Origin of the sequence: Rhodopseudomonas sp. NSM (genome assembly GCF_052445935.1) — a bacterium.
Lineage (GTDB): Bacteria > Pseudomonadota > Alphaproteobacteria > Rhizobiales > Xanthobacteraceae > Rhodopseudomonas.
In genome coordinates this window covers 76694-90585 of the sequence record NZ_JBQTCH010000006.1, presented here as the reverse complement: position 1 = coordinate 90585, position 13892 = coordinate 76694, and the positions used below count along the sequence as shown (strand labels likewise).

Here is a 13892-nt window from a genome sequence, read left to right as displayed (position 1 = left end):
TCGGTCAACCCTGTCGGCAGAGCACGTCGCAACTATCTGGCGTTTCAAGCTGTTTGCAAGGTCGAGGGCCGATGCTGGCGACGCCGGCAAGGTCGATCGGGTTGGGCGGATGAAGCGGTGGTTGCGGATCAAAGCGAGACGGCGTGCCTTCGCCAGACGGTTTCCGCGGCTGGTGTTCGCGGTGCGCTGGATCATGATATTCTTGGCGGCGTTCGGCGGCGCCTATGGTTTCATCATCGGTAGCCGCGCCGAATCCTCCGGCTACAACCCGCACGCCTTCGCGATCGGCGCGAGCTTCCTGTTCGCGCTCGCCTGCCTCGGTCTCGCCGTCCAGAGCATGCGACTGCGCTGGATGCGCCGGCGCTTGCAGGCGCTGGAGCGGCACAACGAGGCGCTGGCGGACCGCAACTGGGAGCTGAAGGAAGCCGAGGAACGCGCCCGCGTTGTGCTCGACAGCCACGGCCAACTGATCGCCCGTCGCGACGATTCCGACGCGACGACCCGAGCGAAGTCGCGGCTGCTGGCGATGGCGTCACACGAAATCCGCACACCGCTGAATGGCATCATCGGGATGAGCGGCCTGCTGCTCGACACCGCGCTGACGCCCGAGCAGGCCACCTACGCCCGCGCGGTGAAGACCTCGGGCGATGCGCTGGCGGCGCTGATCGACGAACTGCTCGACCACTCCCGCATCGAGGCCGGCAGGTTCGAACTCGACAACCGCCCGTTCGCGCTGACCACCCTGATCGAGGACATCGTCGAACTGCTGGCGCCGCGGGCGCAGGCGGGCGCGCTCGAGATCGCGGCCGATATCGATGACCGGTTGCCGGCGCGGGTGATCGGCGACGCCGCGCGCCTGCGCCAGGTGCTGCTCAATCTCGCCGGCAACGCGATCAAATTCACCTCCGTCGGCGGCGTCGTGCTGATCGTCGAGCCGGGCGAACGCGACGGCGAGATCAGCTTTGCGGTGCGCGACACCGGGATCGGCATCGCGCCGGAGGCGCGGACGCGGATCTTCCGTGAATTCGAACAGGCCGACGACGGCATCGGGCGCAGCTATGGCGGCACCGGCCTCGGGCTGAGTATCAGCCAGCGGATCGTCGAGCGGATGGGTGGGCGGATCGCATTGGAGAGCCAGCCGGGCAGAGGCTCCACCTTCACGGTCTCGATCCCGCTCGCGGCGGCGGACGATTCCGGCGCGTCCCCTGCGATCCAGCCGCCCGACCTCACCGGCCAGTCGATCATGATCGCGGCGCCGCAGACCATCGAGGCGACGCTGGTCGGCCAGCGGCTGCAGCGCTGGGGGGCGCAAGTGTGCGCCGCGTCCGAACTCGCGGCCGCGCGCGCGGCGCTGCCGGAGCGCAGCTGGTCGGCGATTCTGATCGATGCCGGCTTCGGCGCCGAAGCGGCCGAGGCGCTGGCGGGCAGCGCCGGACCGTATGCGACGCAGCGCATCGTAATGCTGACGCCCGCCGCCCGGTCCGAACTGTTGCCGGAACTGCCGGCGGCGTTCACCGGCTATCTGGTCAAACCGCTGCGCGCGGCGTCGCTGGCGGCACGGCTGGCCGGAACGCTGATCGACACCGTCGCGCCGGGGATCGCCGACGGCGATCCGCCGGAGACTGCGGCAGCGGATGCGGACACGCAGGTCGGTCGCCGGCTCTCCGTTCTGGTCGCGGAGGACAACGAGGTCAACGCGCTGCTGATCCGCTCGCTGCTGGCCAGGCTCGGCCATCGCGCGGTGGTCGCCGGCGATGGCGAACAGGCGCTGCAGAGCTGGCTCGCGGCCGACGCCGAGGGCGTGCCTTTCGACCTGGTGCTGATGGATCTGCAGATGCCGGTGCGCGACGGCATCGCCGCGAGCCGGCAGATTCGCGCGCACGAGGCCACACACCCGGCGCGGCGGACGCCGATCCTGGCGCTGACCGCAAATACGCACGTCGAAGACCGCGATGCCTGCCTGGCGGCGGACATGGACGGCTTCCTGGTCAAGCCGCTCGACCGCGACAGTCTGGTCGCTGTGCTCGATGAGGTGGTGACCGCGAAGGCCGCCGTCGCATAGTCGAGGCATGCCGTTACCGGGCGCCGCTCCGGACTACAAACTTCGAGGCGGTGTCACGCGGCGGCAATCGTCGTGTCACATCGCTGTTGAAACGCCGTGATTGTTGATGCCCCACAGGCCGCGCATCACCCGATTCGGTTGCATGCGGCCGCGAGGATCACATGCAGACCGACCATCTCGCCCGCTCGAAGAAATTCATCCGATTGCTGCGGCCGGACATGGCCGGCGCTGCGGCGCAGACCGCGATCACCTGGTTCAAGCCGGCTCTGAAGATCGTCGATCACGGCAGGCCGATCGCGCCTCCGTCACTGACGCCGGCGACGCTCGGCCGGCTCGGCGCGCTGGAGGTCCGGCTGGCGCAGAAGAAGCAGGACATCAAACGCGCGCAGAAGCTGCGCTACCGCGTTTTCTATCAGGACGGCACCGCGATCGCCGACGCCGCCGCGCTGCTGGCGCGCCGCGACAAGGATGCGTTCGACCGCATCTGTGATCATCTGCTGGTGATCGACCACGCCGGCAAGCCGTCGCTCAGCGGCAAGCAGCCGGTGGTCGGCACCTATCGCCTGCTGCGCCAGGAGATCGCCAATCGCCACGGCGGTTTCTACACCGAGAGCGAATTCGAGATCGGCGGCATGATCGCGCGCCATCCCGGCTTGCGCTTCCTCGAACTCGGCCGGTCCTGCGTGCTGCCGCCCTACCGCAACAAGCGCACCGTCGAGCTGTTGTGGCACGGCATCTGGAGCTACGTCCGCCAGCACGGCGTCGACGTGATGATCGGCTGCGCCAGCTTCGACGGCACCGATCCGGAGCGGCTGGCGCTGCCGCTGTCGTTCCTGCACCACTACGCATCGGCGCCGGAGGCGTGGCGCGCCCGCGCCAACCCGTCGCGCTATGTCGAGATGAACCGGATGCCCAAAGAGGCGGTCAACCAGAAGGCCGCACTGCGCGAGCTGCCGCCGCTGATCAAGGGCTATCTGCGGCTCGGCGCCACGATCGGCGAGGGCGCGGTGATCGACCACCAGTTCGGCACCACCGACGTACTGATCATCATGCCGGTCTCGGCGATCAGTTCGCGCTACATCGAACATTTCGGCGCCGACGCCACGCGGCACGCGGCTTAAGGTCTCGAAGAGACGTCATTGCCGGGCTCGACCCGGCAATCCATCCTCTTCGAAAAATTCTTCGATGGCACGCTTCGCGCGCGATGGATCCGCGGGTCGAGCCCGCGGATGACGGCCGGTGGATCGCTCTAAAGCCGCCGCAGCGCGACCGAATCCACCACGTGATCGGCGCCCTTCTTCAGGATCAGCGTCGCGCGCGGGCGCGTGGGCAGGATGTTGTCCTCGAGATTGGCGAGGTTGGTGCGTTCCCAGATCGCGATCGCGGTCGCGGTGGCTTCCTCATCCGACAACGGCGCGTAGCGGTGGAAATACGATCGCGGGTCGTGGAACGCGGTGTCGCGCAGCGCCAGAAAACGACGGATGTACCAGTCGCGCAGCACCGGCTCGTCGGCGTCGATATACACCGAGAAGTCGAAGAAGTCCGACACCACCGGCACCGCCTTGCCGTCGCGCGGCAGCCGGCCGGTTTGCAGCACGTTGACGCCTTCGACGATCAGGATGTCCGGCCGATCCACCACCGCGAACTTGTTCGGCACGATATCGTAGGTGAGATGCGAGTAGATCGGCGCGCGGACCTTGCGGCGGCCCGACTTGATATCACTGAGAAACGCCAACAGCGCCGGCAGATCGTAGCTTTCCGGAAAGCCCTTCTTCTGCATCAGCCCGGCGCGCTCCAGCACCGCGTTGGGATGCAGGAAGCCGTCGGTGGTGATCAGGTCGACCTTCGGCCGCGGCGACCAGCGCGCCAGCAGCGCCTGCAGCACGCGCGCGGTGGTCGACTTGCCGACCGCGACCGAACCGGCGACGCCGATGATGTAGGGCATCTTGCGCTCGACCACACCGAGGAAGCGGCGCTGCGCGTAGTACAAATGCTGCATTGCGCCAACATGGATCGACAGCAGCCGCGACATTGGCAGATAGATTTCCTCGACCTCGGAAAGGTCGAGCCGGTCGTGCAGCGAGCGCAGCGTCGAGACCTCGTTGGCGTCGAGCGTCATCGGCGTATCCTGACGCAGATTGGCCCACTCCGACCGCGAGAATACCCGGTACGGGTTGTAGTGGTGCAGTTCCGACCTGGCATCCATCGCGTGGTCCTCGCCTTGTTCCGTTGCCGGCTTTTGTTGTTGTTGCGGCCGCTGCGGCCGAAGAAATTCTGTAACCGGTATCGCTTCGCCCGACGCGCTATTCGCGCTTGCGCGACGCCTTCTCCTCCAGCCCCGACATCGCGGTGCGCTGCCCCAGCGCCGCCTCGACCTCGTCGAGCGTCACGCCGCGCGCCTTCAGCAGCACCAGCATATGGAACATCACGTCGGCGGCTTCGGCAATCAGATGGTCGCGATCGTTCTCGACCGTCGCGATCACCAGCTCCACGGCCTCCTCGCCGAATTTCTTGGCGCAATGCTGCGCGCCTTTGTCGAGCAGTTTCCGGGTGTAGGACGCCTCGCCGCCCGCAGCCGCGCGGGCCTCGATGGTGGCTTCGAGATCGTGAAGGGTGAAACGGGCCATACGCCTACTCTGCCGGTTCTGCCGGTGCGAGACTACCGTCTCCGCCGGCCCGAATCTAGGGATCGAGCCGCATCGGCAGCCCGCAGCGAACCATATGATCCTTGGCCTGCCGAATGGTGTACTCGCCGAAATGGAAGATCGACGCCGCCAGCACCGCCGTGGCGTGGCCTTCGCGGATGCCGTCGACCAAATGATCGAGATTGCCGACGCCGCCCGAGGCGATCACCGGGACCGCGATGCTGTCGGCGATCGCGCGGGTCAACGGCAGGTCGAAGCCTGCCCTGGTGCCGTCGCGATCCATCGAGGTCAGCAGGATTTCGCCGGCGCCGAGCGACACCACTTCCTGCGCGAACTCGATGGCGTCGATGCCGGTGCCCTTGCGGCCGCCATGGGTGAAGATCTCCCAACGGTCCCGTCCCGGCACGCGCTTGGCGTCGATCGCCACCACGATGCACTGGTCGCCGAACTTCTCCGCGGCTTCCTTGACGAATTCGCGCCGCGCCACGGCTGCCGAATTGATCGACACCTTGTCGGCACCGGAGCGCAGCAGCGTCTTGATGTCGTCGACGGTGCGGACGCCGCCGCCGACCGTCACCGGCATGAAGCAGGCCTCGGCCGTCCGCCGCACCACGTCCAGCATGATGCCGCGGTTCTCATGGGTGGCGGTGATGTCGAGGAAGCACAGTTCGTCGGCGCCGGCGGCGTCATAGGCGATCGCCGCCTCGACGGGGTCGCCGGCGTCGCGCAGATCGACGAAATTGACGCCCTTGACGACGCGGCCGTCCTTGACGTCGAGGCAGGGAATGACGCGGACCTTGAACATCGCTCGTCCTCAAGCCGCCCTGGCGGCGCCGATCAGCGCCAGCGCTTCGGCCGGATCGAGCCGGCCGTCATACAGCGCCCGGCCGGCGATCGCGCCTTCGAGCTTTTGCGCATGCGGGCTCAGCATCGCTTTCACGTCTTCGATCGACGCGAGACCGCCGGAGGCGATCACCGGAATGCTGATGGCTTCGGCCAACGCGATCGTCGCGTCCCAGTTGATGCCTTTCAGCAGACCGTCGCGGGCGATGTCGGTGAAGATGATCGCGGCGACGCCGGCGTCCTCGAAGCGTTGGGCGATCTCCAGCGCGGTGACCTGCGAGCTCTCCGCCCAGCCTTCGACCGCGACCTTGCCGTCGCGGGCATCTAGGCCGACCGCGACGCGACCGGGAAAGGACTTGGCGGCCTCCTTCACCAGTGCCGGGTCTCGCACCGCGGCGGTGCCGATGATGACGCGGGCGATGCCTTTCGACAGCCAAGCCTCGACTGTCGCGAGGTCGCGGATGCCGCCGCCGAGTTGCACCGGCATCGAGACCACTTTCAGCATCGATTCCACGGCCTGGGCGTTCATCGGCTTGCCGGCGAAGGCGCCATCGAGGTCGACCACGTGCAGATACTGAAAGCCCTGCGCCGCAAAGCTCTTCGCCTGCGCGGCCGGGTCGAGGTTGAACACGGTCGCGCGCGCCATGTCGCCCTGTTCGAGCCGCACGCACTGGCCGTTCTTGAGATCGATCGCGGGGAAGAGAATCATGAATGGCAACCTGTTCCGGCGTCATCCTGAGGTGCGCGCCGCGCAAGCGGTGCGCCTCGAAGGATGCTGTCGCGGTCAACGCGGCCACCCTTCGAGGCCGTCGCTGCGCGACGGCATCTCAGGGTGACGGCAGTGTCGTGGTGAGCGCGAAAGCCCATCACGGCTTCCACTTCAGAAAGTTCGAGATCAGCGCCAGCCCGAAACGCTGGCTTTTCTCGGGGTGAAACTGGGTGCCCAGCATGGTGTCGCGACCGACCACCGCGGTGACCGGGCCGCCGTAGTCGGCGCGCGCCAGCACGTCGGCTTCGCTCTGCGCGGCGAGGTGGAAGGAATGCACGAAGTAGGCATGCAGGCCCTTCGGCCCGAGCGGCAGCCGCTCCAGCACCGGATGGTCCTGCATCACGTCGAGCGTATTCCAGCCCATATGCGGGATCTTCAGGTCGTCCTGGTTCGGCGCGATCCTGACGACGTCGCCGGGAATCCAGTCGAGCCCGTCGGTGGTGACGTGCTCCTTGCCGCGGGTCGCCATCAGCTGCATGCCGACGCAGATGCCGAAGAACGGCCGCGCCTTGACCCGCACCGTCTCGTTCAGCGCCTCGACCATGCCGTCGATCGCGTCGAGCCCCTTGCGGCAATCAGCGAAGGCGCCGACGCCCGGCAGCACCACGCGATCGGAGCGAAACACCTGCTCCGGATCGCGGGTGACGATGATCTTTTCGGGGACTTCCATGCTCCGCGCGGCGCGCTCGAACGCCTTCGCGGCGGAGTGCAGATTGCCGGAGCCGTAATCGACGATGGCCACGCTCATCGCGACGATCCCGGGCGCGGGAACGAGCCGACGATATCGCCATAGATCGACGACGACGGCATCGGCACGCTACGGGTCGGCGGCGGCGCGCCGCGGTCGACCGGAAACGAAAAGCCCACCGGCGTCGACTGCCGGCTGGTCCAGCGGTCGAAGAAGCGGCGCTCGGCGCTGGGCAGATCGTCGCCGATCACCACGTCGAGCTGGCGCCAGCCGCGCCGCCTCAACGTCCAGCGCCACAGGCTGGCGGCCTCGAGGCCGAGCAGCAGCGCCATCAGCAGCATCACGACGAAGCGGGGACCGGCGCCGACGCGCAGCGCCGCCAGCGCGACCGTCATCGCCACAATCACCACCAGATAGCCGAGCAGCGCCAGCCAGAGCCGGCGCGTCAGCAGCCACAGCGGCCCGAACACGAACGCCCAGACATAGAACCCGTCGCGCACGAAAATGAAGCGCTCCGGCTTGGCACCGCGCTCGTCGTCGACCGACGGCGGCGCATGGACTGTGTAGACCGGCATTTTGCCTTCTCCGCCGATGGACGGCGCCCTAGCCGCCGAGCTGCCCCTTGGTCGAGGGCACTTCGCCCGCCGCCTGCGGATCGATCGCCACCGCGGCGCGCAGCGCCCGCGCCAGACCCTTGAAGCAGGATTCGGCGATATGGTGGCTGTTCACGCCATATAGGGTTTCGACGTGCAGAGTCACGCCCGCATTCATCGCGAAAGCCTGGAACCACTCGCGCACCAGCTCGGTGTCGAATTCGCCGATCTTGTCGCGCGGAAAGTCCGCCTTGAACACCAGGAACGGCCGGCCGGAGACGTCGATCACCACCCGCGTGAGCGTCTCGTCCATCGGCATCAGCATGCTGGCATAGCGGGTGATGCCCGCCATGTTGCCGAGCGCCTGCCTGACCGCCTGGCCGAGCGCGATGCCGACATCCTCGGTGGTGTGGTGGAAATCGACATGCAGGTCGCCCACCGCCTTCACGTTGATGTCGATCCGGGAGTGCTTGGCCAAGAGATCGAGCATATGGTCGAAGAAGCCGATCCCGGTCGCCGCATTGGACACGCCGGCGCCGTCGAGGTTGACGGTCACCTCGATGTCGGTCTCCTTGGTCTTGCGCTTGATCGTGGCCGTGCGCATGAAGCGGGCTCTCCGGTAAAAAACGCCGTCCTTGTAACAGGCTGGTGACGCCTTCGCTACTGCGGGGGCCGCGGCCGCGCCCCGATCTTCGTCCTATGGTGACCGGATTTTGCGCGTCCGCCGCGGCCGATCGTCCGCCGGTTTGCAAGCCGGCCTCACAGTGCCTAGATCAGCGCTCGCGAAAGGGTTCCTATGACGATGTATTCCGCTACGGGCCAAGGCTGGCCCCAAGGCTCGCCAGAAGGCTCGCCTCAGGTCTGGCACGGCACCACCATCCTCACCGTCCGCAAGGGCGGCAAGGTGGTGATCGGCGGCGACGGCCAGGTCTCGATCGGCCAGACCGTGATCAAGGCCAACGCCAAGAAGGTCCGCAAGCTCGGCAAGGGAGACGTGATCGGCGGCTTCGCCGGCGCTACCGCCGACGCCTTCACGCTGTTCGAGCGGCTGGAGGCCAAGCTCGAGCAATATCCGGGACAGCTCACCCGCGCCGCAGTCGAGCTCGCCAAGGACTGGCGCACCGACCGCTATCTGCGCCGGCTGGAAGCGATGATGATCGTCGCCGACAAGGACGTCTCGCTGGTGCTGACCGGCACCGGCGACGTGCTGGAGCCGGAATACGGCGTGATGGCGATCGGCTCGGGCGGCAATTACGCGCTGGCCGCGGCGCGCGCGCTCGCCGACACCGACCAGGACGCCGAGACCATCGTCCGCAAGGCGCTCGATATCGCCGCCGACATCTGCGTCTACACCAACCGCAATCTGACTCTCGAGACGTTGACCGCGTGACCGGTTTCTTCCCCTCTCGCCTTGTGGGAGAGGGTGCCCGAGCGAAGCGAGGGCGGGTGAGGGGCAGCCTCTCCGTCTCGCGACACCCCTCACCCGGCACGGACTTCGTCCGCGCCACCCTCTCCCACAAGGCGAGAGGGAAAGAAGTAGAATCATGACCGACTTCTCTCCCCGCGAAATCGTTTCCGAACTCGACCGCTTCATCGTCGGCCAGGCCGACGCCAAGCGCGCGGTCGCCATCGCGCTGCGCAACCGCTGGCGGCGGCTGCAGCTCGAAGGCGCGCTGCGCGAAGAAGTGCTGCCGAAGAACATCCTGATGATCGGCCCGACCGGGGTCGGCAAGACCGAGATCGCGCGCCGGCTGGCGAAGCTCGCCAACGCGCCGTTCCTCAAGGTCGAGGCCACCAAATTCACCGAGGTCGGTTATGTCGGCCGCGACGTCGAGCAGATCATCCGCGATCTGGTGGAAGTGGCGATCGCGCAGGTCCGCGAGAAGAAGCGCAAGGACGTGCAGGCGCGCGCCCAGATCGCCGCCGAGGAGCGTGTGCTCGATGCGCTGGTCGGTCCCGGATCGAGCCCGGCGACGCGGGATTCGTTTCGCCGCAGGCTGCGCTCCGGCGAACTCGACGACAAGGAGATCGAGGTCGAGACCCAGGCGGGCAGCGGCTCGCCGATGTTCGAGATACCCGGCATGCCGGGCGGCCAAATCGGCGCAATCTCGATCGGCGACATTTTCGGCAAGATGGGCGGGCGCACCAAGACGCGCCGACTCACCGTGGTCGATTCGCACGACATCCTCGTCAACGAGGAAGCCGACAAGCTGCTCGACGACGATCAGCTGGTGCAGGAAGCGATCAATGTGGTCGAGAACAACGGCATCGTGTTCCTCGACGAGATCGACAAGATCTGCGTGCGCGACGGCCGCAGCGGCGGCGAGGTCTCGCGCGAGGGCGTGCAGCGCGATCTGCTGCCGCTGATCGAGGGCACCACAGTCGCCACCAAGCACGGCGCGGTGAAAACCGATCACATCCTGTTCATCGCCTCGGGCGCGTTCCACATCGCCAAGCCGTCCGATCTGTTGCCGGAATTGCAGGGCCGGCTGCCGATCCGGGTCGAGCTCAATGCGCTGTCCCGCGACGACATGCGCCGGATCCTGACCGAGCCGGAAGCCTCGCTGATCAAGCAGTATGTCGCGCTGCTGCAGACCGAAGGCGTGACGCTGGAATTCGGCGACGACGCCATCGACGCGCTCGCCGATGTCGCGGTCGCGGTGAATTCCAGCGTCGAGAACATCGGCGCGCGGCGGCTGCAGACGGTGATGGAGCGCGTGCTCGACGAGATCTCCTTCGCCGCCCCCGACCGCAACGGCGACACCATCCGGATCGACGCCGACTACGTCCAGAAGAACGTCGGCGACCTGGCGAAGAACACCGATCTGAGCCGGTTCATTCTGTAGGGTAGTAGCCGTCGGCTCGAGCTGACGAACGCAGGGCGCCTCACCACGTCTCAGCGTCATCCGCCGGGCTTGACCCGCGGATCCATCGCTCTCGCGAGAAGATGGATTGCCGGGTCAAGCCCGGCAATGACGGGAGTTGGAGCCGTCAGCAAGGCGCCGCCAAGTTTCCAACAGTCATCGCCCGGCTTGACCGGGCGACCCAGTATTCCAGGGCGCTGCTGTTAAGTAACAACTTCTCTGCAGTACTGGATCACCCGCTTCCGCGGGTGATGACGGTGCATGTGACTTGGTCCGCAGATGAACGAGCGAGGATCTGGAGGACTAACCGCGCGCGCGTCGCACCCGTACATACAGCGCGCCTTCGCCGCCATGGCCGATTGCGGCTTCGTCGAAGCCGACGACGTAGGTGCGGAATTCCGGCAGGCTCAGCCATTGCGGCACCTGGCGACGGAGCACGCCGCGTTCCGGATCGCCGCCGAGCCTCGCGCCTTTGCCGGTGATCACCAGCACGAAGCTCAGCCCATCATGGCTGGCGCCCTGCAGGAAGCGCAGCAGCGCGTGATGCGCGCGCGCCTGGGTCATGCCGTGCAGATCGATACGCGCGTCGATATCCTTGCGGCCGCGCGACAGATGGCTGCGTTCGCGCCGTCCGAGCGAGGCCAGCGGCGGCGGGCTCATCGGCGTCGCCAGCTTGACCGGTCGCTTGATCGGCTGTTGCGACGGCGGGGGCGGCGGTTTCGCGACGGGCGTATCCGACGGAGCCGCCGGCAGTTCGATCCGGGTCAGTCGCGGGCGGCCGCGCAGCGGCTTGACCTGCTTCGCCACGCTGTCCCACAGCACGCGCTCCTCCTCGCTCAGGCTGCGCTTGCGGCGCGGCGTGGCGGGCGGGTCGAGTGGTGGCACGAAGCGTTTCATCGGCGTCAGCGATGACGTCGGTGTCGATGATGCCGGTGATGCGGGCGATGCGTTCGCTTCGGCGCGGCCACCGGCGCCGCATCCGGCCGCGCCTGCGGCGTCGGAACGGCCTGATCCGCGACTGCGGCCGACGCCGGCTTGTCGTTCGCGGCGGCCTCTTGCGGTTTCCCGGCGGGCGTCTGCGGATACAGTTTGGCGATCCTTGCCGACGGCCGCGGTTCGGGCAGCGGCATGGTGCGCCCGCGCGCCACCGGATCGAGGCTGTTGGGCAGCAGCATCACGAAGCTGATCGGATGCCGCATCCGCCCGGCGACCGCGCCCGCCTCCGTCCCGGCGCCGAAATACAGATCTGCGCGCGCCGGGCCGATGATCGCCGAGCCGGTGTCCTGCGCCACCATCAGGCGGCGGAACGGCGTCTTGGCGTCGGGAGCCTCGACCGGCAGTTCGCCGGTGATGAAGAACGGCGTGCCGTAGACGTGCAGCGCCTTGTCGACCGCGATCGAGCGGCCCGGCGTCAGCGGCACGCCCTGCGCGCCGACCGCCTCGTCGTCGTCCTTCAGCTTGACCTCGCGGAAGAACACATAGGAGCGGTTCGCCCGCCGCAGCTCGCCGGCGCCGCCCGGATTGGCGTCCATCCATTCTCGGATGCGCTGCATCGACATCTGCTCTTTCGGGATGATGCCGCGATCGATCAGGATGCGGCCGACCGGGGTGTAGGGATAGCCGTTGTGGGCGTCGTAATTGATGCGAACGAAGCTTCCGTCCTCGAGCCTGACCCGGGCCGAGCCCTGAATCTGCGAGAACAAGAGATCGGTCTGGCTCTTCAGCCAGCAGATTTCCAGTCCGCGGCCGGCGATGGCGCCGTCCTCGATTTCGGCGCGATCGTAATACGGCACCAGCTTGCGCCGGCCGATCTTGCGATACACCGGTCCACCATTCGGCAGGCCGGCGCCCTGCGAATAGCCGCGGACGAAAAGGTTCGACGGCCGCCGATACACCGGCACATTGTAGACGTCGGTCTTGACCCGCGAGCCGTCGACGATCGGCTCGTAGTAACCTGTGACGAATCCGGCGTCCTCACCGACCCGCGAGATCTGCAGCGGCAGGAAGTGCCGTTCGAAGAAACGGCGGGCGTGGGAGGCGTCGGAGATCTCGGCGGCGCGTGCGGCGCGGCAGGGTTCGGCCAGCGACGATCCAAGCGCCTTGGTGTCGGCGACCGGCTTGCGGCGCGCCACGATCGGCCGGCAGCTCGCACGAAATGTCCTGAAGGCGGCGAGATGATCGTCGGAATCCCAGCCGGCGACCTGATCCCATTTCACCGGGGCATATTGGCCACCGGGGATTTCGATCGGCCAGACCGGCTTGCCATGCCGCTTGTGCGCGGCGGCATGGTGGCTCTTGGCGTGATGCCCGGAAGAATGATGCCCGGAAGAATGATGCCCGGAGGAATTCTGGTGGCGCGGCCCGGCTTCGACGGCGGCCGGCGCCAACAGCAAGGCGGCGGCGAGCACGCCGCGCGCCCAGGCAGAGCGCGATGCGCCCTGCGCGCTAGAGGCCGTTTCCCGTGCCAACCAGCTTCCAGTTCGGATCGCGCGAGCTGATGTCGCGGGCGAAGGTCCAAACGTCGGTGATGTCGGCGACCTTGTCCGGGCTGCCGTCGACGACGGCGCCGGCCTTGTCGCGGGTGACCGAGATCATCTGCGACACGAACTTCACCGTGAGCTGGGCGATGTGATCGCGCACCTCGGCGCCCAGCAGTTCGGCTTTCTCGATCGCGACGAAACGGGTCTCGGTCTTCAGGTCGTTCTTCTCGCGATCCTTGATCGCGGCCTCGAAGCTCTCATAGACCTCGCTCGACAGCAGATCCTTCAACGACCGCCGGTCGCCATTGGCGAACGCCATCACGATCATCTCATAGGCGCCCTTGGCGCCGGCGAGAAAATGGTTGGCGTCGAACGACGAGTCCTGGGTGAACACCGCGTTGAGACCATGCTCCAGCGGCGAATCCGGCTCGGCGATGCCCTTCCAGCGATCCGACGGCGGAACCACGTCGGCGCTCGGGGCAGTCGGGGCCTGATCGATCACCGAGCCCGGCATCGACACGACATTGGTGTCCTGCTTGCCCGGAATCATGTCGCGCGCCGCGGCGCGGTCGAACGGCGGGCGTTCGCTTCCGGTCCGCTGACCAAGTACGTTGCGCAGACGCAGGAAGATGAACACCGCAAGCGCAAGGAAGATGATGGTGTAGATATCCACGTCGCTTCACTTTCTCATCAGCGCCGGCCTGCGGGTGCGGTCTGCACCTGCGGCGCGACGGCCCAGAATGACGATGCGGGGCCGGCCCTCACATGTAGTGAGGAACCTGACCCAGCCAATGGCGCGTTTTGGCACAGCCAACCGGGTTGGCAAGTCCCGTCGCGCGCCAGGCCGGGCGTTGGTGGTTCGAATGTAGGCGCTTCGGCGCAACGGGGAAACCGGATCATTGTAAGAAAGTTCATTCCGCCAGCGATTTAGGCGCCCGTGCGGCCCGG

14 protein-coding genes are annotated in these 13892 nt (G+C 67.1%); 4 read left to right on the top strand and 10 right to left on the bottom strand.

The features are described 5' to 3' along the window. Positions 1-109: 109 nt before the first annotated feature. Positions 110-2062, top strand: coding sequence for an ATP-binding protein (locus tag ACTZWT_RS16280; RefSeq protein WP_444770721.1), 1953 nt, complete (start codon positions 110-112; stop codon positions 2060-2062). A 161-nt stretch (positions 2063-2223) separates the two neighbouring features. Next, positions 2224-3183 (top strand): l-ornithine N(alpha)-acyltransferase, encoded by a 960-nt coding sequence (gene olsB / locus ACTZWT_RS16275; protein WP_444770720.1) that lies wholly within the window; start codon positions 2224-2226, stop codon positions 3181-3183. 128 nt (positions 3184-3311) lie between these two features. On the opposite strand, the gene coaA is transcribed toward olsB, so the two are convergent. From coaA to hisB, 7 genes are all read right to left on the bottom strand, one after another. Further along, positions 3312-4268, bottom strand: coding sequence for a type I pantothenate kinase (coaA, locus tag ACTZWT_RS16270; protein WP_444770719.1), 957 nt, complete (start codon positions 4266-4268; stop codon positions 3312-3314). 97 nt (positions 4269-4365) lie between these two features. After that, the gene (locus ACTZWT_RS16265) at positions 4366-4689 is read right to left on the bottom strand and encodes a phosphoribosyl-ATP diphosphatase (protein WP_444770718.1); all 324 of its coding nucleotides are present in this window, start codon (positions 4687-4689) and stop codon (positions 4366-4368) included. Between the two features lie 55 nt (positions 4690-4744). Next, the gene (gene hisF, locus ACTZWT_RS16260; RefSeq protein WP_444770717.1) at positions 4745-5512 is read right to left on the bottom strand and encodes an imidazole glycerol phosphate synthase subunit HisF; all 768 of its coding nucleotides are present in this window, start codon (positions 5510-5512) and stop codon (positions 4745-4747) included. Positions 5513-5521: 9 nt separating this feature from the next. Next, complete coding sequence (gene hisA, locus ACTZWT_RS16255) at positions 5522-6259, bottom strand: 1-(5-phosphoribosyl)-5-[(5-phosphoribosylamino)methylideneamino]imidazole-4-carboxamide isomerase (RefSeq protein ID WP_444770716.1); 738 nt, start codon at positions 6257-6259, stop codon at positions 5522-5524. A gap of 157 nt (positions 6260-6416) precedes the next feature. Continuing rightward, positions 6417-7067 carry an imidazole glycerol phosphate synthase subunit HisH gene (hisH, locus tag ACTZWT_RS16250; RefSeq protein WP_444770715.1) on the bottom strand — a complete coding sequence of 217 codons (651 nt, stop codon included), beginning with the start codon at positions 7065-7067 and terminating at the stop codon, positions 6417-6419. Then, on the bottom strand, positions 7064-7582 hold the full coding sequence (locus ACTZWT_RS16245) for a DUF2628 domain-containing protein (RefSeq protein ID WP_444770714.1): 519 nt from the start codon (positions 7580-7582) through the stop codon (positions 7064-7066). The genes hisH and ACTZWT_RS16245 overlap by 4 nt, the downstream gene beginning before the upstream one ends. A 28-nt stretch (positions 7583-7610) precedes the next feature. Next, complete coding sequence (hisB, locus tag ACTZWT_RS16240) at positions 7611-8204, bottom strand: imidazoleglycerol-phosphate dehydratase HisB (protein WP_444770713.1); 594 nt, start codon at positions 8202-8204, stop codon at positions 7611-7613. Positions 8205-8396: 192 nt separating this feature from the next. Here hisB and hslV point away from each other — a divergent pair, with 192 nt between their 5' ends. Together hslV and hslU are read left to right on the top strand one after the other, a co-directional pair. After that, positions 8397-8990 carry an ATP-dependent protease subunit HslV gene (gene hslV / locus ACTZWT_RS16235; RefSeq protein WP_444770712.1) on the top strand — a complete coding sequence of 198 codons (594 nt, stop codon included), beginning with the start codon at positions 8397-8399 and terminating at the stop codon, positions 8988-8990. A gap of 154 nt (positions 8991-9144) precedes the next feature. Further along, on the top strand, positions 9145-10446 hold the full coding sequence (gene hslU, locus ACTZWT_RS16230; protein ID WP_444770711.1) for an ATP-dependent protease ATPase subunit HslU: 1302 nt from the start codon (positions 9145-9147) through the stop codon (positions 10444-10446). A 321-nt stretch (positions 10447-10767) separates the two neighbouring features. Here the strand turns inward: hslU and ACTZWT_RS16225 are convergent, their stop codons facing one another. The 3 genes from ACTZWT_RS16225 to ACTZWT_RS16215 are packed head-to-tail and all read right to left on the bottom strand — an operon-like array spanning position 10768 to position 13617. Continuing rightward, the gene (locus ACTZWT_RS16225; RefSeq protein WP_444770710.1) at positions 10768-11361 is read right to left on the bottom strand and encodes a Smr/MutS family protein; all 594 of its coding nucleotides are present in this window, start codon (positions 11359-11361) and stop codon (positions 10768-10770) included. Positions 11362-11366: 5 nt separating this feature from the next. Beyond that, positions 11367-12872 (bottom strand): murein transglycosylase A, encoded by a 1506-nt coding sequence (gene mltA, locus ACTZWT_RS16220; RefSeq protein ID WP_444770709.1) that lies wholly within the window; start codon positions 12870-12872, stop codon positions 11367-11369. A gap of 37 nt (positions 12873-12909) precedes the next feature. Then, positions 12910-13617, bottom strand: coding sequence for a Tim44/TimA family putative adaptor protein (locus ACTZWT_RS16215; protein WP_444770708.1), 708 nt, complete (start codon positions 13615-13617; stop codon positions 12910-12912). Positions 13618-13892: the final 275 nt, after the last annotated feature.

What these genes read in the sequence shown, in the direction of transcription:
- hisF (WP_444770717.1), bottom strand. Translation starts at nt 5,512, where the DNA reads ATGTTCAAGGTCCGCGTCATTCCCTGCCTCGACGTCAAGGACGGCCGC.
- hslV (WP_444770712.1), top strand. Translation starts at nt 8,397, where the DNA reads ATGACGATGTATTCCGCTACGGGCCAAGGCTGGCCCCAAGGCTCGCCA.
- ACTZWT_RS16245 (WP_444770714.1), bottom strand. Translation starts at nt 7,582, where the DNA reads ATGCCGGTCTACACAGTCCATGCGCCGCCGTCGGTCGACGACGAGCGC.
- hslU (WP_444770711.1), top strand. Translation starts at nt 9,145, where the DNA reads ATGACCGACTTCTCTCCCCGCGAAATCGTTTCCGAACTCGACCGCTTC.
- hisB (WP_444770713.1), bottom strand. Translation starts at nt 8,204, where the DNA reads ATGCGCACGGCCACGATCAAGCGCAAGACCAAGGAGACCGACATCGAG.
- ACTZWT_RS16225 (WP_444770710.1), bottom strand. Translation starts at nt 11,361, where the DNA reads ATGAAACGCTTCGTGCCACCACTCGACCCGCCCGCCACGCCGCGCCGC.
- ACTZWT_RS16265 (WP_444770718.1), bottom strand. Translation starts at nt 4,689, where the DNA reads ATGGCCCGTTTCACCCTTCACGATCTCGAAGCCACCATCGAGGCCCGC.
- ACTZWT_RS16280 (WP_444770721.1), top strand. Translation starts at nt 110, where the DNA reads ATGAAGCGGTGGTTGCGGATCAAAGCGAGACGGCGTGCCTTCGCCAGA.
- hisH (WP_444770715.1), bottom strand. Translation starts at nt 7,067, where the DNA reads ATGAGCGTGGCCATCGTCGATTACGGCTCCGGCAATCTGCACTCCGCC.
- hisA (WP_444770716.1), bottom strand. Translation starts at nt 6,259, where the DNA reads ATGATTCTCTTCCCCGCGATCGATCTCAAGAACGGCCAGTGCGTGCGG.
- olsB (WP_444770720.1), top strand. Translation starts at nt 2,224, where the DNA reads ATGCAGACCGACCATCTCGCCCGCTCGAAGAAATTCATCCGATTGCTG.
- coaA (WP_444770719.1), bottom strand. Translation starts at nt 4,268, where the DNA reads ATGGATGCCAGGTCGGAACTGCACCACTACAACCCGTACCGGGTATTC.